We start from the raw sequence: 23,861 nt of genomic DNA on the forward strand, positions 1-23,861 counted from the left end.
ATGTCTCGCGAGGAATTTATTCAACCGATTCATGATTTGCTTCGCGTGAATGCCGAACGCCTCGGGGACAAAATTGCCTACGTGGATTCGCGGCGCGAGCTCACCCACGCCGAACTGCGGACCCGGACCGGGCGGATCGCCGGGCACCTGGTGGACCTCGCCGTGGAGCGCGGGGACCGGGTCGCCATTCTGCTGGGCAACCGTGTCGAGACCATCGAGAGTTACCTGGCGATCGCCCGGGCCGGTGCGATCGCCGTACCCCTCAATCCGGATGCGACCGGGGCCGAGGTCGCGCATTTCCTGGCGGACAGCGGCGCCGTGCTGGTCATCACCGACTCCGCCCACCTGGACGACGTGCGGCGTGCCGCTCCCGCGGTGACCGTCGTCCTGGTGGACGAGGGACCGCTCCCGGCGGGGACGCGGTCGTTCGCGGAACTGGCCACCGCCGAGCCGCCTACGCCGGCCCGAGACGATCTGGGCCTCGACGAGGCGGCGTGGATGCTCTACACCTCGGGGACCACGGGCACCCCGAAGGGCGTCGTGTCGACCCAGGGCAGCGGCCTGTGGTCCGCGGCCAATTGCGACGTGCCCGCCTGGGAACTGACCGAGAACGACGTCCTGCTCTGGCCGGCACCGCTGTTCCACAGCCTCGCGCACCACCTCTGCCTGCTGGCCACCACCGCCGTCGGCGCGACCGCACGGATCATGAGCGGTTTCGTGGCGGGTGAGGTGCTGCACGAGCTCGAGGAGCATGCGTGCACCGTGCTCGTGGGCGTGCCGACGATGTACCACTACCTGCTCGGCGCTGTCGGCGAGGCCGGACCGCGGCTGCCCTCGCTGAAGATGGGCCTGGTCGCCGGCGCCGTCTCGCCGCCCGCACTGATCGAGGGTTTCGAGCGGGTCTTCGGGGTGCCGCTGCTGGACACCTACGGCTGCACCGAGACCACCGGTTCCCTGACGGTGAACCGGCTCAGCGGTCCGCGAATGCCCGGCTCCTGCGGCCAGGCCGTGCCGGGGATCGCTCTGCGGTTCGTCGATCCGCACACCGGCGCCGAGGTCGCGGAGGGCGAGGAGGGCGAGCTGTGGGCGAGCGGACCGAGCCTGATGATCGGCTATCACGGGCGTCCCGACGCCACCCGTGAGGTGCTCTCCGACGGGTGGTACCGCACCGGTGACCTGGCCCGCCGAAGCGAGACGGGACACATCACCATCACCGGCCGGGTCAAGGAACTCATCATCCGCGGTGGCGAGAACGTCCACCCGCGCGACATCGAGGCCGTCGCCCTCGAGCTGCCCGGGGTGCGGGACGCCGCCGCGGCCGGGAAGCAGCATCCCGTCCTGGGGGAGATCCCCGCCCTGTACCTCGTGCCGGACGCGGACGGCGTGGACGCCGAGGCGGTGCTCGCGGCGTGCCGGGAGAAGCTGTCGTACTTCAAGGTGCCCGAGGAGATCTACCGGGTCGACGCCATTCCGAGAACCCTGTCCGGCAAGGTGAAGCGGGCCGCCCTCACCGAAGCGCCGGCGGAGCTGCTCTCCGCCGCGAGCGGAAACGGGTCCCTGTACCGGCTGGAATGGGTGCCCGCCGAGACGCCCCCGGTCGGCACGGGCGACCCTGTGGCCGTACACGTGACTCGCCGTGCGGTGGCCACCGGGCCCGCCGACCTCCCCGACCAGGAGCAGGCAGCGACCTGGGACGCGCTCCGCGGGGAGCAGACCGGGCCGGGCGGCCCCGTCCTCATCGACCTCGACGGCGCGGACGTCGACGACGCGCGACTGTCCGCTCTCGCCTCGCTCGGAGAACCGCAGATCGTGGTACGCGACGACACACCGCTCGTCGCGCGACTGGCCCGTGAGAAGTCCCCGGCCCTCACCATTCCCGGCGAGCGCGCGTGGGTGCTCGAGCCCGACCGCAGCGGCGTCCTTCAGGAGCTGGCATTGGTCGCCGCCGACACCGATGTGCGTCCTTTGCGGCCCGGCGAGGTACGGATCGAGGTGCGTGCCGCGGGCCTGAACTTCCGCGACGTGCTGGTCGCACTGGGCACCGATCTCGGCGACGGCGTGTTCGGCGCCGAGGGCGCCGGTGTCGTCCTCGAGACCGGCTCCGACGTACGGGATTTGCGGCCGGGCGACCGGGTATTCGGCCTCCTCGAAGGCGGGCACGGGTCGATCACGATCGCCGATCGGCGCATGCTGGCCGTGATCCCCGAGGGCTGGTCGTTCGCCACGGCGGCCTCGGTGCCGGAAGTGTTCGTCATCGCCTACTACGGGCTGGTGGACCTGGCCGGGCTGCGGGCGGGCGAATCGGTGCTGATCCACGCGGCCACCGGCGGCGTGGGTATGGCCGCCACCCAGATCGCCCGGCACCTCGGCGCACAGGTCTACGCGACCGCCGGCGTCGGCAAGCAGCACATCCTGCGGGACGCCGGTCTGGGCGACGACCGGATCGCCGACTCGCGCACCACGGACTTTCGGGAGGCGTTCCGCGGCAGCACCCAGGGCCGCGGCGTCGACGTGGTTCTCAATTCCCTCAAGGGCGACTTCGTCGACGCCTCGCTCGACTTGCTGGCGGACGGCGGCCGGTTCCTCGAGCTGGGCCAGACCGACATCCGCGACGCCGGCGAGATCGCGGCCGAGCGACCCGGCACCACCTATCACTCCTTCACCCGGATGAACGCCGGACCGGACCGCCTGCGAGAGATCATCGCCGAGCTGCTCGCCCTGTTCGAGCAGGGGGTCTTACGGCCGTCGCCGGTGCACACCTGGGACATCCGCCACGCCCGTGAGGCGTTCAGCTGGATGAGCGGCGGGCGCCACACCGGCAAGATGGTGCTCACCATGCCCCAGCGGATCGACCCCGGCGGCACGGTGCTGATCGCCGGCGACTCCGAGGCACTGGCCCGGATCGCCGCCCGGCACCTGGGCGTACGACATCTGCTGCTGGACCGAGGCGTCGCGGACGCGGCGCCGGACGCCGTGGTGTGCGATGTGTCGGATCATGACGCGCTGGAGCGCGTGCTGGCCGACCTGTCGCCTGATCACCCGCTGACGGCGGTGATCCACACCGGTGGGGCCGCGGTCACCGACGAGATCCGCCGGCTGCACGATCTCACCGAGAGCCTCGACCTCACCGACTTCGTCGTCTTCAGCCAGGACGCGCCCGCCGCCGTCGAGGCGTTCGCCCGCAGCCGCCGGGCCCACGGCCTGCCGGTCCGGACCATCGCCTGGGGCATCCCGGAAGCCGACCCGGTCGTGGCCGACGAACACCTGCTGGGCCGCGCGTTGGCCTCCGCCGAGCAGGCTCAGATCGTCGCGCGCGTGAACACCGCCGGTCTGCGGGCCCTGACCGCGGCCAACGCGCTCCCGCCCCTCCTCCGGAACCTGATCCGTGCCGAGCCCGAGGAAACCGGGCAGCCGGCATGGCCGCACCGGTTCGAGGCCGCGGGGGCCGATCGGGAAGAGGCGCTGCTCGATCTGATCCGGGCAAACGTCGTGGACATCCTGAGCCTGCCCACGGCCGACCGCTACGCCCCCGACCGGACCTTCCGTGAGATGGGCATCGACTCCCTCACCGCGGTCGGGCTGCGCAACAGCCTGGCGAAGGCCACTGGGCTGCCGTTGCCGACCACGATGGTGTTCGACTACCCGACCCCGGCCGTGCTGACCGGCCGGATGCGGGAGCTGCTCGCGGGGGAGAACCCGGCCCCGGCGCGTACGGCGGCGCGGGCGGTGGCCCAGGACGAGCCGCTGGCCATCGTGGGCATGGCCTGCCGCCTGCCGGGTGGCGTGTCGTCGCCGGATGATCTGTGGCGTCTGGTCGCGGCGGGCACGGACGCGATCTCCGAGTTCCCCGCCGACCGCGGCTGGGACGTGGACAACCTGTACGACCCGGATCCGGACGCGCCGGGCAAGACGTACACCGTGCTCGGCGGCTTCCTGGACGGGGTCGCCGGATTCGACGCGTCGTTCTTCGGCATCAGCCCGCGGGAAGCCCTGGCGATGGATCCCCAGCAGCGCCTCATGCTCGAGGTCTCCTGGGAGGCGTTCGAACATGCCGGCATTCCGCCTCGCTCCGTCCGCGGCAGCGACACGGGCGTCTTCATGGGGGCCTTCCCGAGCGGGTACAACGCCGGCCTCGAGGAGTTCGGCATGACCGGCGACGCGGTGAGCGTGTTGTCGGGCCGGGTGTCGTACTTCTTCGGCCTCGAAGGCCCCGCTATCACGGTGGACACGGCGTGCTCGTCGTCGCTGGTGGCGTTGCATCAGGCGAGTTCCGCGCTGCGGCAGGGTGAGTGCTCGCTGGCCCTGGTCGGTGGCGTGACCGTGCTGGCCACCCCGCAGACGTTCGTGGAGTTCTCCCGCCAGCGTGGCCTGGCCCTCGACGGACGAAGCAAAGCCTTCGCCGACGCTGCGGACGGCGCGGGCTGGGCCGAGGGCGTCGGTGTGCTGGTGGTCGAGCGGCTGTCAGACGCCCGGGCCAAGGGCCACCAGATCTGGGGCGTCATCCGTGGCTCGGCGGTCAATCAGGACGGGGCCTCCAACGGCCTGTCCGCGCCGAACGGGCCGTCCCAGCAGCGCGTGATCCGGCAGGCGCTCGCCAACGCCGGTCTGGCGCCGCACGAGGTCGATGTGGTCGAGGCGCACGGCACGGGTACGACGCTGGGCGACCCGATCGAGGCCCAGGCCGTGATCGCGACCTACGGCCAGGACCGTGAGCAGCCGCTGCTGCTCGGTTCGCTCAAGTCCAACGTCGGTCACACGCAGGCCGCAGCGGGTGTCTCCGGTGTCATCAAGATGGTCATGGCGCTGCAACACGACACCGTACCGGCCACCTTGCACGTGGATGCGCCGTCGCGGCACGTGGACTGGACCGCCGGTGCGGTGGAACTGGTGACCGAGAACCGGCCGTGGCCGGAGACCGGCCGGGTGCGTCGGGCCGGTGTGTCCTCGTTCGGGATCAGCGGCACCAACGCGCACGTCATCCTCGAGAGCGCACCCGAGCAGCCCGTCTCGCCGCCGGAGGCCGTGGCGCCGGTCGTCGCGTCCGACCGGGTGCCGCTGGTGATCTCGGCGAAGACCCCGGCGGCCCTGGCCGAGATGGAGAACCGGCTGCGTGCCTACCTGGCCGCCGCCCCCGGGGCCGACCCGCGGGCGGTGGCGTCGACGCTGGCGACCGCCCGGTCGGTGTTCGAGCACCGTGCCGTGCTGCTGGGCGAGAACACGATCACGGGCACCGTGGCGGGCGCCGACCCGCGAGTGGTGTTCGTGTTTCCCGGCCAGGGCTGGCAGCAGCTCGGCATGGGCAGGGCGCTGCGCGAGTCGTCGCCGGTGTTCGCCGCGCGGATGGCCGAGTGCGCGGCGGCACTGAGCGAGTTCGTCGACTGGGATCTGTTCACCATGCTCGACGACCCCGCTGTGATCGACCGCATCGACGTGCTCCAACCGGCCTGCTGGGCGGTCATGATGTCGCTGGCCGCGGTGTGGCAGGCCGCCGGGGTCCGCCCGGACGCGGTGATCGGCCATTCGCAGGGCGAGATCGCGGCGGCATGTGTGGCCGGGGCGTTGTCGCTGCGCGATGCCGCCCGGATCGTGGCGTTGCGCAGTCAACTGCTCGCTCGCGAGATGGTCGGTCACGGGGTGATGGCGGCCGTCGCTCTGCCCGCCGACGACATCCCCCTGGTCGACGGGGTGTGGATCGGTGCCCGCAACGGCCCGTCCTCCACGGTCATCTCCGGCACGCCGGAGGCCGTCGAGGCTGTTGTCGCCGCCTGCGAGGAGCGAGGGGCTCGGGTACGGAGGATCACCGCGGCCGTCGCCTCGCATTCACCGCTCGGCGAGAAGATCCGCACCGAACTGCTCGGCATCAGCGCGAGCATCCCGTCCCGCACGCCGGTGGTGCCGTGGTTGTCCACCGCCGACGGCATATGGATCGAAGCACCCCTGGACCCCGCCTACTGGTGGCGGAACCTCCGCGAACCCGTCGGCTTCGGCCCGGCCGTCGACCTGCTCCAGGCCCGCGGCGAGAACGTGTTCCTGGAGATGAGCGCCAGCCCGGTGCTGCTGCCGGCCATGAACGACGCGGTCACCGTCGCCACCCTGCGCCGCGACGACGGCACCCCGGACCGGATGCTCACCGCTCTGGCCGAGGCCCACGCCCATGGCGTCATCGTCGACTGGCCCCGAGTCTTCGGCAGCACCACCCGGGTGCTGGACCTTCCGACCTATGCCTTCGAGCATCAGCGGTACTGGGCCGTCAGCGCCGACCGGCCGTCCGACGCCGGGCACCCGATGGTGGAGACGGTCGTGCCGTTGCCGGCGTCCGGCGGCGTGGCGCTGACCGGCCGGGTCTCGTTGGCCACGCACGCCTGGCTGGCCGACCACGCGGTCCGGGGCACCGCGCTGCTACCCGGCACCGCGTTCGTGGAGCTCGTGACCCGCGCGGCCACCGAGGTGGACTGTCCGGTCATCGACGAGCTGGTGATCGAAGCTCCGCTGCCGCTGCCGCAGACCGGCGCTGTCCAGCTGTCGGCGACGGTCGGGGAGGCCGACGAGTCCGGCCGCCGACCGGTGACCGTGTTCTCCCAGGCGGACGGCACCGACGCGTGGACCCGGCACGTCACCGCCACCATCGGCCGCGCCGCGTCGCTGCCGGATCCTGTCGCCTGGCCGCCCGCGCAGGTCGAGCCGGTCGACGTCACCGGCTTCTACGACGAGTTGGCCGCGGCTGATTACGAGTACGGGCCGGCGTTCCAGGGCCTGCGGGCCGCGTGGCGTGACGGCGACACCGTCTACGCCGAGGTCGTCCTGGCCGAGGAGCAGGCACACGAGGTGGACCGGTACGCGGTCCACCCCGCCCTGCTGGACGCGGCTCTGCAAGCCAGCATGGTCAACACCGCGGGGACCGGGCAGGGAGTACGACTGCCGTTCTCCTGGAATGGGATCCAGGTCCACTCGACAGGCGCGACGACGCTGAGGGTCGCGGTGACGCCGCTGGCCGACGGCTGGAGCGTGCGCGCCGCCGCCGACAACGGCCGCCCCGTGGCCACCATCGGGTCGCTGGTGACCCGGCCGGTGACCACCGACATGCTCGGCTCCACTACCGACGACCTGTTCGCCGTGGTCTGGACCGAGATCACCGCCCCCGAACCCGGCGATCCCTCCGACGTCGGAGTCTTCACCGCGTTGCCCGAGGTCGGCGGCGATCCGCTGACGCAGACCCGTGCGCTTACCGCCCAGGTGTTGCAGACCGTCCAGCAATGGCTGGCCGGCGAGGACCGCCCCCTGGTCGTGCGCACCGGCACCGACCTGGCCTCGGCCGCGGTATCCGGTCTGGTGCGCTCGGCCCAGTCGGAACATCCCGGCCGGTTGATCCTGGTGGAAAGCGACGACGCGCTCACCCCGGAACAGCTGGCCGGAACCGCCGGGTTGGACGAACCCCGGATCCGGATCGACGGCGGCCACTACGAGGTGCCACGCCTAGCCCGCGAGGATGCGTCGCTGACGGTTCCCGAGGACCGCGCGTGGCTGCTCGAACTGCCCGGCAGCGGTACGTTGCGGGATCTCCGCGTGATCCCCACCGACACCGCCGAACGGCCGCTGCGGCGGGGTGAGGTTCGGGTCGGCGTACGCGCCGGCGGTCTGAACTTCCGCGACGTGGTCGTGGCCCTCGGCATGGTCACCGACCCCCGCCCGGCCGGCGGCGAAGCAGCGGGCGTCGTCCTCGAGACCGGCCCCGGCGTGGAGGATCTGAGCCCGGGCGACCGGGTGTTCGGCATCCTCGACGGCGGATTCGGCTCGGTCGCGATCGCCGATCGCCGCCTCCTGGCCGTGATCCCCGACGGCTGGTCGTTCACCACGGCGGCATCCATTCCGGTCGTGTTCGCCACCGCCTACTACGGTCTGGTCGACCTGGCCGGGCTGCGAGCGGGCGAATCGGTGCTGATCCACGCCGCGACCGGCGGCGTGGGCATGGCCGCCACCCAGATCGCCCGGCACCTCGGCGCCGAGATCTACGGGACCGCGGGCATCGCCAAGCAGCACATCCTGCGGGACGCCGGTCTGGGCGACGACCGGATCGCCGACTCCCGCACCACCGGCTTCCGCGAGACCTTCCGCGACAGCACCCAGGGCCGCGGCGTCGACGTGGTCCTGAACTCCCTCAGCGGCGACTTCGTCGACGCGTCCCTCGACGTGCTGGCCGAAGGCGGCCGGTTCATCGAGATGGGCAAGACCGACATCCGCGATGCGGAACAGATCACGCACGCCACCTACCGCGCCTTCGACCTCATGGACGCAGGCCCCGACCGGGTACGGGAGATCATCGCCGAACTGCTCGGCCTGTTCGAGCAGGGCGTCCTGCGCCCCCTGCCGGTTCAAGCCTGGGACATCCGCCAAGCGCGGGACGCGTTCACCTGGATGAGCCGCGCCCGCCACATCGGCAAGATCGTGCTCACCATCCCCCAGCAGCTCGATCCGGACGGCACGGTCCTGATCTCCGGCGGCTCCGGTGTCCTCGCCGGGATTCTCGCCCGCCACCTCGTCGCCGAGCGCGGCGCGCGTCACCTGCTCCTGGTCTCCCGCAGCGCCCCGTCCGAGGCTCTGATCAGTGAGTTGACCGCGTTGGGGGCTCAGGTCGAGACCGCGGCCTGCGACGTGTCCGATCGGGCCGCGCTGGAGCAGGTGCTGGACGGGGTGCCGCTGACGGCCGTCTTCCACACCGCCGCGGCGCTCGACGACGGCGTAGTGGAATCGCTGACCCCGCAGCGCGTCGACACGGTCCTGCGGCCCAAGGCCGACGCTGCCTGGTATCTGCACGAGCTCACCCGCGACGCCGACCTGGCCGCGTTCGTGATGTATTCCTCGGTCGCCGGCATCATGGGCGCGGCCGGGCAGGGCAACTACGCGGCGGCCAACGCCTTCCTGGACGCTCTGGCCGCACACCGCCGTCGTGAGGGCTTGCCGGCTCTCTCCTTGGCGTGGGGCCTGTGGGAGGACACCAGCGGCCTGAGCGCTGGCCTCACCGAAACCGACCACGACCGGATCCGCCGCGGCGGGCTGGAGGCCATCGCCGCCGAGCACGGGATGCGGCTGTTCGACACCGCGACGCGACAGGGCGAGCCGGTCCTGCTCGCCTCACCCTTGAACCTGACGCGGCAGGGCGAAGTCCCCGCGCTGCTACGTACGTTGCACCGCCCCGTGGCCCGCCGAGCCGCAACAGCCAACGGCCGCCCGGCCGACTTGACGCCCGAAGCGCTGCTGAAACTGGTCTGTGGTCGTGCGGCAGCTGTGCTGGGTCATGTGGATGCCGATGCGGTTCCTGTGGCGGCGGCGTTCAGGGATCTGGGTGTGGATTCGCTGACTGCGGTTGAGTTGCGGAACAGTCTGGCGAAGGCTACGGGTCTGCGGTTGCCTGCCACGTTGGTGTTCGACTATCCGACTCCGATGGTGCTGGCCGGGCGGCTCGGTGAGCTGCTCGCGGGCGGGACGGCGCCGGTGAGGGCCGCTGTGGTGCGCAGGGCTGCGGCTTCGGATGAGCCGCTGGCGATCGTGGGTATGGCGTGTCGTCTGCCGGGTGGGGTGTTGTCGCCGGAGGATTTGTGGCGTCTGGTCGAGTCCGGTGGGGATGCGATTTCCGGTTTCCCGGTCGATCGGGGCTGGGACGTGGAGAATCTGTTCGATCCTGATCCGGATGCGGCGGGTAAGAGTTACGCGGTGCGGGGTGGTTTCCTGGATGGGGCGGCGGGGTTTGATGCGTCGTTCTTCGGGATCAGTCCGCGTGAGGCGCAGGCGATGGATCCGCAGCAGCGTCTTGTGCTGGAAGTTTCCTGGGAGGCGTTCGAACGCGCGGGTATTGAGCCGGGGTCGGTGCGGGGCAGTGACACGGGTGTGTTCATGGGTGCCTACCCGGGCGGTTATGGCGTGGGTACGGATCTGGGTGGTTTCGGGATGACGTCGGTCGCGGTGAGTGTGCTGGCGGGCCGGGTGTCGTATTTCTTCGGTCTTGAAGGCCCTGCGATGACGGTGGACACGGCGTGTTCGTCGTCGCTGGTGGCGTTGCATCAGGCGGGTTCGGCGTTGCGGCAGGGTGAGTGTTCGCTGGCTCTGGTCGGCGGGGTGACGGTGATGCCCACGCCGCAGACGTTCGTGGAGTTCTCCCGCCAGCGTGGTCTGGCGGCCGATGGCCGGTGCAAGGCGTTCGCCGACAGCGCTGATGGTACCGGCTTCTCTGAGGGTGTCGGTGTGCTGCTGGTCGAGCGGTTGTCGGATGCTCAGGCCAGGGGTCACAACATCCTGGCTGTGGTACGGGGATCGGCGGTGAATCAGGACGGTGCGTCCAACGGTCTGACCGCTCCGAATGGCCCCTCTCAGCAGCGGGTGATCCGGCAGGCCCTGGCCAACGCGGGTCTGGCCGGTGCCGAGGTGGATGTGGTCGAGGCGCACGGCACGGGTACGACGCTGGGCGACCCGATCGAGGCCCAGGCGGTGATCGCCACCTACGGCCAGGACCGCGATCAGCCCGTGCTGCTCGGCTCCCTGAAGTCGAACCTTGGGCATACCCAGGCTGCCGCGGGTGTCTCCGGTGTCATCAAGATGGTCATGGCTCTCCAGAACGGCGTGGTGCCCCGCACCCTGCATATCGACGAGCCCTCCCGGCATATCGACTGGACGGCCGGCGCTGTCGAGCTGGTGACGGAGAACCAGTCGTGGCCGGAGACGGGCCGGGCCCGCCGGGCAGCGGTGTCCTCGTTCGGCATCAGTGGCACCAACGCGCATGTCATCCTGGAGAGCGCGCCCGCCCAGCCTGTCGCACCCGTGGGCACTCTGGTGTCGGCTGTTACGGCTGGTGTGGTGCCGTTGCCGATCTCGGCCAGGACCGTGCCTGCCCTGGCCGATCTCGAAGATCGGGTGCGTGCCTACCTGACCAGCACACCCGAGACTGATCTGCCTGCTGTGGCGTCGACGCTGGCGATGACCCGGTCGGTGTTCGAGCATCGTGCCGTGCTGCTGGGGGAGGAGACCGTTACCGGTATCGCGGTGTCGGATCCGCGGGTGGTGTTTGTCTTCTCGGGTCAGGGGTCGCAGCGGGTTGGGATGGGTGAGGAGTTGGCTGCGGCTTTCCCGTTGTTCGCGCGGTTGCATCGGCAGGTGTGGGATCTGCTGGATGTTCCGGATCTTGATGTCGACGATACCGGGTATGTTCAGCCGGCTTTGTTCGCGTTGCAGGTAGCGCTGTTCGGATTGCTGGAGTCGTGGGGTGTGCGCCCGCAGGCGGTGATCGGTCATTCCGTCGGTGAGGTTGCCGCGGGGTATGTGGCCGGGGTCTGGTCGTTGGAAGACGCGTGCACCCTGGTGTCTGCGCGGGCCCGGCTGATGCAGGCGTTGCCGGCCGGTGGTGCGATGGTCGCGGTGCCGGTATCGGAGGAGCAGGCACGGGCGGCGCTGGTCGATGGTGTGGAGATCGCGGCGGTCAACGGGCCCGCCTCGGTCGTGCTCTCCGGCGACGAATCCGCTGTGCTGCGGGTGGCTGAGGGGTTGGGGAGGTGGACGAGGCTGTCGGCCAGCCATGCGTTCCATTCGGTGCGGATGGAGCCCATGCTGGAGGAGTTCGGTCAGGTGGCATCCGAGCTGACCTATCGGGAACCGCGTATCGTGATGGCCGCTGGTGAGCAGGTCACGACACCTGAGTATTGGGTGCGGCAGGTCCGTGACACCGTCCGCTTCGGTGACCAGGTTGCTGCGTTCGGGGATGCGGTTTTCCTGGAGATCGGTCCGGACCGGACGCTGTCGCGGCTGATCGATGGCATTGCGATGTTGGACGGCGACGATGAGGTGCGCGCTGCGGTTGCCGCGTTGGCCGTGATGCATGTCCAAGGGGTCGGGGTCGACTGGCCGGCGGTCCTGGGGACGACCACGGGGCGGGTGCTGGATCTGCCCACGTATGCCTTCCAGCACGAGCGTTACTGGATGGTGAGTACTGGTCGGGTGGGTGGGGAAGGGCATCCGTTGCTGGGCTGGGGGGTGCCGGTCGCGGAGGCTGGCGGGAGGTTGTATACGGGGAGGGTCGCTCGGCAGGACGGGCCTGTGCTGCCCGTGGCGGCGTTCGTGGAAATGGCTTTCGCCGCGGGCGGCGGCCAGCCGATCCGTGAACTGTCCGTGGACGCGTTGCTGTACATCCCGGACGACGGCACCGCCGAGCTCCAGACCTGGGTCGGCGAGCACCGGCTCACCATCCACGCCCGCTACCGCGATACCGAGCCGTGGACCCGCCTGGCCACCGCGACCCTGGACACCACCACACCCGCCACCACACACACCCCGCATCCCGGCCTCATCACCACCGCCCTCACCCTCACCGGCGACGAGGCACCCGCCATCTGGCACGACCTGACCCTGCACACCGGCAACGCCACCGAACTCCACACCCACATCACCCCGGGCGACGACGGCACACTGACCATCACCGCCACCGATACGACCGGACAACCCGTCCTGACCGCACATGCCGCCACCCCGACCACGATCCCCGTCCACACACCCACCACCCCAGCCGACGACCTGCTCACCCTCACATGGACCCAGATCCCCACCCCCGGGCCGGGCGATGGCGCCGACATCGTGGTGTGCACCGCCCTGCCCGAGCCCGACGGCGATCCGCTGGCCCAGACCCGCACTCTGACCGCCCAGGTATTGCACAGCATCCAGGCATCACTGACCGGGGAGGACCGGCCGCTGGTCGTGCACACCGGCACCGGCCTGGCCTCCGCCGCCGTATCCGGCCTGGTCCGCTCGGCCCAGTCCGAACACCCCGACCGATTCATCCTGGTCGAATCCGACGACTCACTCACGCAAGCACAGCTCGCCGCGGTCGCCGGGCTCGATGAGCCCTGGCTACGCATCACCGGCGGCCACTACGAAGTACCCCGGCTGACCAAAACCACCACCACCGCCACCACCGCCGTGTCCGAGCCTGTTTGGGACCCGGACGGCACGGTGCTGATCACCGGTGGCTCCGGCGCCCTGGCCGGCATCCTCGCCCGGCACCTCGTCACCGAACGCGGCGTGCGTCACCTGCTGCTGGTCTCCCGCAGCGCCCCCTCCACGATCCTGATCGACGAGCTGAGGGAGCTGGGCGCCCACATCGAAACCGCGGCCTGCGACGTCTCCGACCGCGCCGCACTGGCCGAAATCCTCGACGGCGTCAATCTAACCGCGGTGTTCCACACGGCAGGCGCCCTCGATGACGGTGTCGTGGAATCGCTGACCCCGCAACGCCTCGACACCGTCCTGATGCCCAAGGCGGACGGTGCCTGGCATCTGCACGAGCTCACCCGCGACCGGGACTTGGCGGCGTTCGTCATGTACTCCTCCGCGGCCGGTGTGATGGGTGCCGCGGGCCAGGCCAACTACGCGGCGGCCAACGCGTTCCTCGATGCCCTGGCCGAGCACCGTCGCGCTGACGGGTTGCCCGCGCTCTCCCTGGCATGGGGTATGTGGGACGACGCAGACGGTATGACCGCGTCCTTGTCCGGCACCGACCACCGCCGGATCCGCCGCAGCGGTCAGCGGGCCATCACCGCCGAACACGGGATGCGCCTGCTCGACAAGGCGTCCGGCCGCAGCGAACCGGTACTGGTCGCCACCGCAATGAACCCAATCCCGGACACGGACCTGCCCGCCCTGCTGCGCTCGCTGTATCCCAAAACAGCACGAAAGAGCCAGCCGATCCAAGAACTGTCACCAGAAGCGCTCCTGAAAATCGTGCGCGACAGCGCCGCCCTGATGCTCGGCCACCCCAACACCGACGCGATCGCCGCAACGACCGCGTTCAGGGATCTGGGCGTGGATTCGCTGATCGCGGTCGAGTTGCGGAACAGTCTGGCCAAGGCCACTGGCCTACGGTTGCCTGCCACGTTGGTGTTCGACTATCCGACTCCGACGGTGCTGGCCGGGCGGCTCGGCGAACTGCTCGCGGGAGTGGCACCCCAGAGGCACGCCACCGTACGGACGGCCACGGCTTCGGATGAGCCGCTGGCGATCGTGGGCATGGCGTGCCGTCTGCCCGGCGGAGTGTCGTCTCCGGAGGACCTGTGGCGCCTGGTCGAGTCCGGCACCGACGCCATCACCGACTTCCCCACCGACCGCGGCTGGGACATGGACGACCTGTTCGACCCGGACCCCGACACCCCCGGCAAGACCTACACCGTGCACGGCGGCTTCCTGGACGACGTCGCCGGCTTCGACGCATCGTTCTTCGGCATCAGTCCGCGTGAGGCGCGGGCGATGGATCCGCAGCAGCGGCTCGTGCTGGAAGCCGCCTGGGAGGCGTTCGAACGCGCGGGTATTGAACCGGGCTCGGTGCGGGGCAGTGACACCGGTGTGTTCATGGGTGCCTATCCCGGCGGTTACGGCATCGGCGCCGACCTCGGCGGTTTCGGCGCCACCGCGGGCGCGGGCAGCGTGCTCTCCGGCCGCCTGTCGTACTTCTTCGGCCTCGAAGGCCCTGCCATGACGGTCGACACCGCCTGTTCCTCATCGCTGGTCGCCCTGCACCAAGCGGGATCCGCTCTACGACAGGGCGAGTGCTCCCTGGCCCTGGTCGGCGGAGTGACCGTGATAGCCAACCCGCAGATCTTCATCGAGTTCTCCCGCCAGCGCGGCCTGGCCGCCGACGGCCGGTGCAAGGCGTTCGCCGACAGCGCTGATGGCACCGGTTGGTCCGAGGGTGTCGGTGTGTTGCTGGTTCAGCGGCTGTCCGACGCTCAGGCCAGGGGGCACAACATCCTGGCTGTGGTACGGGGATCGGCGGTCAATCAGGACGGTGCGTCCAACGGTCTGACCGCTCCGAATGGCCCCTCTCAGCAGCGGGTGATCCGATCCGCGCTCACCAGCGCCGGCCTGACGACGGCCGAGGTGGATGTGGTCGAGGCCCACGGCACCGGCACCACACTCGGCGACCCGATCGAGGCCCAGGCGGTGATCGCCACCTACGGCCAGGATCGCGACCAGCCCGTGCTGCTCGGCTCACTCAAATCGAACCTCGGCCACACCCAGGCCGCCGCGGGTGTCTCCGGTGTCATCAAGATGGTCATGGCCCTCCAGAACGGCGTGGTGCCCCGCACCCTGCACGCGGACCAGCCGTCACGGCATATCGACTGGACGGCCGGCGCTGTCGAGTTGGTCACCGAGAACCAGCCCTGGCCTGAACTCGACCGACCGCGCCGGGCAGCGGTCTCAGCCTTCGGCGTCAGTGGCACCAATGCGCATGTCATCCTGGAGAGCGCACCCGCCCAGCCTGTCCCACCCGTGGACACTCCGGTGTCGGCTGTTACGGCTGGTGTGGTGCCGTTGCCGATCTCGGCCAGGACCGTGCCCGCCCTGGCCGATCTCGAAGACCGGCTGCGTGCCTACCTGACCACCACGCCCGAGACCGACCTGCCCGCTGTGGCGTCGACATTGGCGATGACCCGGTCGGTGTTCGAGCATCGCGCCGTGCTGCTGGGCGAGGACACCGTCACCGGCACCGCGATCCCGGATCCGCGCATTGTGTTTGTCTTCTCCGGTCAGGGGTCGCAGCGGGTTGGGATGGGTGAGGAGTTGGCTGCGGCTTTCCCGTTGTTTGCGCGGTTGCATCGGCAGGTGTGGGATCTGCTGGATGTTCCGGATCTTGATGTGGATGATACTGGGTATGTTCAGCCGGCTTTGTTTGCGTTGCAGGTGGCGTTGTTCGGGTTGCTGGAGTCGTGGGGTGTGCGTCCGCGGGCGGTGATCGGTCATTCTGTTGGTGAGGTTGCTGCGGGGTATGTGGCCGGGGTGTGGTCGTTGGAGGATGCGTGTGCGCTGGTGTCTGCGCGGGCCCGGCTGATGCAGGCGTTGCCGGCGGGTGGTGCGATGGTGGCGGTGCCGGTTTCGGAGGAGCGGGCGCGGGCGGTGCTGGTCGATGGTGTGGAGATCGCGGCGGTCAACGGGCCCGCCTCGGTCGTGCTCTCCGGCGACGAATCCGCCGTGTTGCGGGTGGCTGAGGGGTTGGGGAGGTGGACGAGGCTGTCGGCCAGCCATGCGTTCCACTCGGTGCGGATGGAGCCCATGCTGGAGGAGTTCGGTCAGGTGGCATCCGAGCTGACCTATCGGGAACCGCGTATCGTGATGGCCGCCGGTGAGCAGGTCACGACGCCCGAGTATTGGGTGCGGCAGGTCCGTGACACCGTCCGCTTCGGTGACCAGGTTGCTGCGTTCGGGGATGCGGTTTTCCTGGAGATCGGTCCGGACCGGACGCTGTCGCGGCTGATCGATGGCATCGCGATGTTGGACGGCGACGATGAGGTGCGCGCTGCGGTTGCCGCGCTGGCCGTGATGCATGTCCAAGGGGTCGGGGTCGACTGGCCGGCGATCCTGGGGACGACCACGGGGCGGGTGCTGGACCTGCCCACCTATGCCTTCCAGCACGAGCGCTACTGGATGGCGAACGCGGACGAGGGACATCCGCTGCTGGGGAAGGTGGAGCATCCACTGCTCGGTTCGGTGATGGCGTTGCCGAACTCGGACGGTGTGGTGCTGACCGGCAGGATCTCGCTGGCCACGCATGCCTGGCTGGCCGACCACGTGGTGCGGGGGACGGTGCTGCTGCCGGGCACCGGGTTTGTGGAGATGGTGGCCCGGGCCGCGGCTGAGGTCGGCTGCGGGGTCATCGACGAGTTGCTGATCGAGGCTCCGCTACTGCTGCCGGAGCACGGCGGTGTCCACCTATCGGTGTCGGTCGGTGAGGCAGACGGCGCCGGGCGTCGGCCGGTGACCGTGTTCGCCCAGGCGGACGACGCGGAGGTCTGGGTCCGGCAGGTCACGGCCACGATCAGCCCCGCCGGCCCTGCCGTCTCGCTGCCGGAGCTCGAGGTATGGCCGCCGGTGCAGGCCGAGCCAGTGGACGTGTCGAACTTCTACGAGCGGTTGGCCAGGGCCGACTGGCAGTGGGGTCCGGCGTTCCAGGGTTTGCGGGCCGCGTGGCGTGACGGGGACACCATCTACGCCGAGATCGTTCTGGCCGACGAGGAGGCGCGGGAAGCAGACCAGTTCCTGGTGCACCCCGCCCTGCTGGATGCCGCCCTCCAGACCAGCGTCCTGAAGACACCCGACGACCTCCGGCTCCCGTTCTCCTGGAACCAGATCGAGTTCCACGCGACCGGCGCGGCGATACTGCGCGTCGCGGTGACACCGGTGGCCGACCGCTGGATCGTGCACGCCGCCGACAGCACGGGTCGGCCGGTGGCCACGATCGGCGCGCTGGTGAGTCGCCCGGTGACCGCGGAGACGCTCGGCTCCAACACCGACGACCTGTTCGCCCTGACGTGGACCGAGATCCCCGCCCCCGGGCCGGGCGATCCCGCCGACGTCGCGGTGTGCACCGCTCTGCCCGAGCCCGACGGCGATCCGCTGGCCCAGACCCGCACCCTGACCGCCCAGGTATTGCACAGCATCCAGGCATCACTGGCGGGGGAGGACCGGCCGCTGGTCGTGCACACCGGCACCGGCCTGGCCTCCGCCGCAGTATCCGGCCTGGTCCGCTCAGCCCAGTCCGAACATCCCGACCGATTCATCCTGGTCGAATCCGACGGCGAGACCCTCACCCCGGATCAACTCGCCGCGGTCGCCGGGCTCGATGAGCCCTGGCTGCGCATCACCGACGGCCACTACGAAGTACCCCGGCTGACCAAAACCACCACCACCGCCGCCACCGCCGTGTCCGAGCCTGTCTGGGACCCGGACGGCACGGTGCTGATCACTGGTGGCTCCGGCGCCCTGGCCGGCATCCTCGCCCGGCACCTCGTCACCGAACGCGGCGTGCGTCACCTGCTACTGGTCTCCCGCAGCGTCCCCTCCACGGTCCTGATCGACGAGCTGAGGGAGCTGGGCGCCCACGTCGATGTCGCGGCCTGCGATGTCTCTGACCGCGCCGCGCTGGCCCGCGTCCTGGACGGCGTCAATCTGACCGCGGTGTTCCACACGGCAGGCGCTCTGGACGACGGTGTGGTGGAATCGCTGACCCCGCAGCGCCTCGACACCGTCCTGATGCCCAAGGCGGACGGTGCCTGGTATCTGCACGAGCTCACCCGTGACCGGGACTTGGCGGCGTTCGTCATGTACTCTTCCGCGGCTGGTGTGATGGGTGCTGCGGGCCAGGGCAACTACGCGGCGGCCAACGCGTTCCTCGATGCCCTGGCCGAGCACCGTCGCGCTGACGGCTTGCCCGCGCTCTCCCTGGCATGGGGTATGTGGGACGACGCAGACGGTATGACCGCGTCCTTGTCCGGCACCGACCACCGCCGCATCCGCCGCAGCGGCCAGCGGGCCATCACCGCCGAACACGGGATGCGCCTGCTCGACAAGGCGTCCGGCCGCAGCGAACCGGTACTGGTCGCCACCGCAATGAACCCGGCAGGGGAGGGCGAAGTCCCCGCGCTGCTGCGTACGTTGCATCGCCCGGTCGCCCGCCGAGCCGCAACCACCAACGGCCGTCCGGCCGACCTGACACCGGAAGCGCTCCTGAAGGTGGTGCGCGACAGCGCCGCCATGGTCCTGGGCCATGCCAACGCCGACACCGTTCCCGCAGCAACCGCCTTCCAGGAACTCGGCCTCGATTCACTGATCGCGGTCGAGCTGCGCAACAGCCTGGCCAAGGCCACCGGCCTGCGACTACCCGCCACCATGGTGTTCGACTACCCGACACCGGCCGCGCTGGCCGGACGGCTCGGCGAACTGCTCGCAGGCGAGACGACACCCGCGACGGCCGCTGTGGTGCGCAGGGCCACGGCTTCGGACGAGCCGCTGGCGATCGTGGGCATGGCGTGCCGTCTGCCCGGCGGAGTGTCTTCGCCGGAGGACCTGTGGCGCCTGGTCGAGTCCGGCTTCGACGCCATCACCGGGTTCCCCACCGACCGCGGCTGGGACGTGGACAACCTGTACGACCCGGACCCCGACGCGCCGGGCAAGTCCACCACCCTGCACGGCGGGTTCTTGGACGACGTCGCCGGCTTCGACGCATCGTTCTTCGGCATCAGCCCCCGCGAAGCTGTAGCCATGGACCCGCAGCAACGTCTTGCCATGGAAGTCTCCTGGGAAGCCTTCGAGCGTGCTGGCATCGAACCGGGGTCGGTGCGGGGCAGCGACACCGGTGTGTTCATGGGTGCCTACCCCGGCGGCTACGGCATCGGCGCCGAGCTTGGCGGTTTCATGCTGACCGGGCGTGCGGGCAGCGTGCTGGCGGGCCGGGTGTCGTACTTCTTCGGTCTTGAAGGCCCTGCCATGACGGTGGACACTGCGTGTTCGTCGTCGCTGGTCGCGTTGCACCAGGCGGCCTACGCGCTGCGGCAGGGCGAGTGTTCGCTCGCTCTGGTCGGCGGTGTCACGGTGATGCCCACGCCGGTCATGTTCGTGGAGTTCTCCCAGCAGCAAAACCTGGCGGACGACGGCCGGTGCAAGGCGTTCGCCGACAGCGCTGATGGCACCGGTTGGTCCGAGGGTGTCGGTGTGCTGCTGGTCGAGCGGCTGTCCGACGCCCAGGCCAAGGGCCACAACATCCTGGCTGTGGTACGGGGATCGGCGGTGAATCAGGACGGTGCGTCCAACGGTCTGACCGCTCCGAATGGCCCCTCTCAGCAGCGGGTGATCCGATCCGCGCTCACCAGCGCCGGGCTGACCACGGCCGAGGTGGATGTGGTCGAGGCCCACGGCACCGGCACCACACTCGGCGACCCGATTGAGGCCCAGGCGGTGATCGCCACCTACGGCCAGCACCGTGACCAGCCCGTGCTGCTCGGCTCACTCAAATCGAACCTCGGCCATACCCAGGCCGCCGCGGGTGTCTCCGGTGTCATCAAGATGGTCATGGCCCTCCAGAACGGCGTGGTGCCCCGCACCCTGCACGTCGAGGAACCGTCACGACACGTGGACTGGACTGCTGGAGCTGTCGAGCTGGTGACGGAGAACCAGTCGTGGCCGGAGACGGGCCGGGCCCGCCGGGCGGCGGTGTCCTCGTTCGGTTTCAGTGGCACCAATGCGCATGTCATCCTCGAAAGCGCACCCGCCCAGCCCACCCCACCCGTGGACACTCCGGCGCCGACCGTCACGACCGGTGTGGTGCCGTTGCCGATCTCGGCCAAGAGCTTGCCCGCCCTGACCGGCCTTGAAGACCAGCTCCGCGCCTACCTGACCGCCACACCCGAGACCGACCTGCCCGCCGTGGCATCAACACTGGCGACGACCCGGTCGGTATTCGAGCATCGCGCCGTGCTGTTGGGCGAGGAGACCGTCACCGGCACTGCGATCCCGGATCCGCGTATCGTTTTCGTCTTCTCCGGTCAGGGGTCGCAGCGGGTTGGGATGGGTGAGGAGTTGGCTGCGGCTTTCCCGTTGTTCGCGCGGTTGCATCGGCAGGTGTGGGATCTGCTGGATGTTCCCGATCTTGATGTGGACGATACGGGGTATGTTCAGCCGGCTTTGTTTGCGTTGCAGGTGGCGTTGTTCGGGTTGCTGGAGTCGTGGGGTGTGCGTCCGCGGGCGGTGATCGGTCATTCTGTTGGTGAGGTTGCCGCGGGGTATGTGGCCGGGGTGTGGTCGTTGGAGGACGCGTGTGCGCTGGTGTCTGCGCGGGCCCGGCTGATGCAGGCGTTGCCGGCCGGTGGTGCGATGGTGGCGGTGCCGGTTTCGGAGGAGCGGGCGCGGGCGGTGCTGGTCGATGGTGTGGAGATCGCCGCGGTCAACGGGCCCGCCTCGGTGGTGCTCTCCGGCGACGAATCCGCCGTGTTGCAGGTCGCGGAGGGGCTGGGCAGGTGGACGAGGCTGTCGGCCAGCCACGCCTTCCACTCGGCGCGGATGGAGCCCATGCTGGAGGAGTTCCGGCAAGTGGCATCCCAGCTGACCTACCAGGAACCGCGCATCGTGATGGCCGCCGGTGAGCAGGTCACCACACCCGAGTATTGGGTGCGGCAGGTCCGTGACACCGTCCGCTTCGGTGACCAGGTCGCCGCGTTCGAGGATGCGGTCTTCCTGGAGATCGGTCCGGACCGGACACTGTCGCGGCTGATCGACGGCATCCCGACGTTGCACGGCGACGACGAGCAACACGCCGTGGTCGCCGCACTGGCGGAACTGCACGTACAGGGCGTACCCATCGACTGGCCGGCGATCCTGGGGACCACCACCGGGCGGGTGCTGGACCTGCCCACCTATGCCTTCCAGCACCAGCGCTACTGGGCGGCGAGCACCGACCGGCCCGCCGGCGACGGACACCCGCTGCTGGACACCGTCGTGGCGTTGCCGGGCGCGGACGGTGTGGTGCTGACCGGCAGGATCTCGCTGGCCACGCATGCCTGGCTGGCCGATCACGCGGTGCGGGGGACGGTGCTGTTGCCGGGCACCGGGTTCGTGGAGATGGTGGCCCGGGCCGCGGCCGAGGTCGGCTGTGCGGTCGTCGACGAGCTGGTGATCGAGGCTCCGCTGCTGCTTCCCGCGAGCGGCGGTGTCCAGCTGTCGGTGTCGGTCGGTGAGGCCGACGACGCCGGTCATCGGCCGGTGACCGTCCACTCGCAGGCGGACGAGACCGAGGCATGGGTCCGGCACGTCACGGCCACGATCAGCCCGTCCGGTCCGATCGTCTCGCTGCCGGAGTTCGAGGTGTGGCCGCCCGCGCAGGCGGAGCCGGTGGAGGTGGCCCGCTTCTATGACGAGCTGGCGGCGGCGGGCTACGAGTACGGGGCCGCTTTCCAGGGCTTGCGGGCGGCCTGGCGTGCCGGGGAGACCATTTATGCCGAGGTCGTCCTCGCCGAGGATCAGACGCTGGAGGCGGCCCGGTTTACGGTGCATCCCGCGCTGCTGGACGCCGCCCTACAGGCCAACATCCTGAACGCGTCCGGCGACCTGCGGCTGCCGTTCTCCTGGGGTCAGGTTCAGTTCCATACGACCGGCGCGGCGACGCTGCGGGTCGCGGTGACTCCGGTGGCCGACGGCTGGACCATCCAGGCCACCGACGATGCCGGGCGGCCCGTGGCCACTGTCGGCTCGGTGGTGGCCAGGCCGGTGGCCGGGCTCGGCGCCACCGCCGAGGACCTGTTCGCGCTGACCTGGAACGAGATCCCACCTCCCGGGCAGGGCGGCCGGACGGTTGGCCGGTTCGAGGACCTCGCCGACGACGGCCCGGTCCCCGAGCTGGTGGTGTTCACCGCGCTGCCCGACGTCGACGCAGACCCACTGGTGCGGGCCCGTGCGCTGACAGCCCGGGTTCTGGAGGCGATTCAGCGGTGGCTCGGCGAGCCGCGCTTCGCCGACAGCACCCTGGTCGTGCGGACCGGCACCGACCTGGCCTCCGCCGCGGTGTCGGGGCTGGTCCGCTCGGCCCAGTCGGAGCATCCCGACCGGTTCATCCTGGTCGAGGGCGACAGCTCGCCAGTGGCGATCGGACCGGACGAGCCGTGGCTGCGGGTCGACGGCGGCCGGTACGAGGTGCCGCGGCTGATCCGCCTCAGCGCGGAACCCGTGCAGGAGGCCGCTTGGAACCCCGACGGCATGGTGCTGATCACCGGTGGCTCCGGCGCCCTGGCCGGTATTCTCGCCCGGCATCTGGTGGCCGAGAACAAGGCACGCCGCCTGCTGCTCGTCTCGCGTAGCGTCCCCGACGACGCCCTGATCAGCGAGCTGACCGAGCTGGGCGCCGAGGTCGGTACCGCGGTCTGCGACGTGTCCGACCGTGCGGCGCTGGCGCGGGTGCTGGCGGGTGTGCCATCCCTGACGGCGGTGATCCACACCGCGGGAGTCCTCGACGACGGGGTGATGGAATCGCTGACCCCGCAGCGCCTCGACACGGTGTTGCGGGCCAAGGCGGACGGTGCCTGGCATCTGCACGAGCTCACCCGCGACCGGGATCTGGCGGCGTTCGTCATGTACTCCTCCGCCGCGGGCCTCATGGGCAGCCCCGGACAGGGCAACTACGCGGCAGCCAACGCCTTCCTGGACGCGCTCGCGGTAGAACGTCGTGCGGAGGGTTTGCCCGCGCTCTCGCTGGCGTGGGGTTTCTGGGAGGAAACGACCGGCCTGACGGCGAATCTGACCGGCGCCGACCGGGACCGGATCCGTCGCGGGGGATTGCAGACCATCACCGCCGAGCGCGGCATGCGGATGTTCGACACCGCCACCCAGCACGGCGAGCCGGTCTTGCTTGCCGCCCCCATGGCCCCGGTCCGGGACGGCGAGGTTCCCGCCCTGCTGCGGTCGTTGCATCGCAGGGCCACGCGGCGGGGAACCACCGCCGACGCGTCGGCTCAGTGGCTGGCCGGGCTGGCGCCGGAGGAGCGCGAAGGCGCGCTCATGAAGGTGGTGCGGGATACCGCCGCGGTGGTCCTCGGCCACGCCGACGCCGGCACGATCCCGGTGACCGCCGCGTTCAAGGATCTGGGCCTGGACTCGCTGACCGCGGTCGAGCTGCGCAACAGCCTGGCGAAGAGCACGGGGCTGCGGCTGCCGGCCACGATGGTGTTCGACTATCCGACCCCGGCCAGTCTGGCCGCTCGGCTTGACGACCTGATGAATCCGCGCGTCTCGTCCACGGCTCTGCTGGCCGAACTCGACCGGATCGAGGGGATGTTCGACTCCGTCACCTTCGACGAGAAGCAGGCATCCCTGGTGAAGGACCGGCTGTCGGCTGCCCTCGGCAAATGGCAGCAGATCTCCCGTTCGGCCGATGTGGCCACTGTCGCGCTGGCGAACGCGGATGCCGGCGAGATCCTCGACTTCATCGATCGGGAGTTCGGCAATCCGACGATCTGATTCCCCATGTGACCTGAGGGGTCCGATGAGAGAACTGCTCGACACCGTCCTCGGTG

The 23,861-nt window shown here is 70.2% G+C and carries 1 protein-coding gene; it reads left to right on the forward strand.

The annotated features are described in order from the left end of the window. On the forward strand, positions 1-23,805 hold the full coding sequence (locus AB0E24_RS26385) for an SDR family NAD(P)-dependent oxidoreductase (protein WP_359380537.1): 23,805 nt from the start codon (positions 1-3) through the stop codon (positions 23,803-23,805). Positions 23,806-23,861: the final 56 nt, after the last annotated feature.

This window comes from Streptomyces malaysiensis subsp. malaysiensis (genome assembly GCF_040653035.1).
GTDB classification, from domain to species: domain Bacteria; phylum Actinomycetota; class Actinomycetes; order Streptomycetales; family Streptomycetaceae; genus Streptomyces; species Streptomyces malaysiensis.

Bases quoted from the DNA above. Each gene is read 5' to 3' on its own strand.
- AB0E24_RS26385 (WP_359380537.1), top strand. From the start codon at position 1: ATGTCTCGCGAGGAATTTATTCAACCGATTCATGATTTGCTTCGCGTG.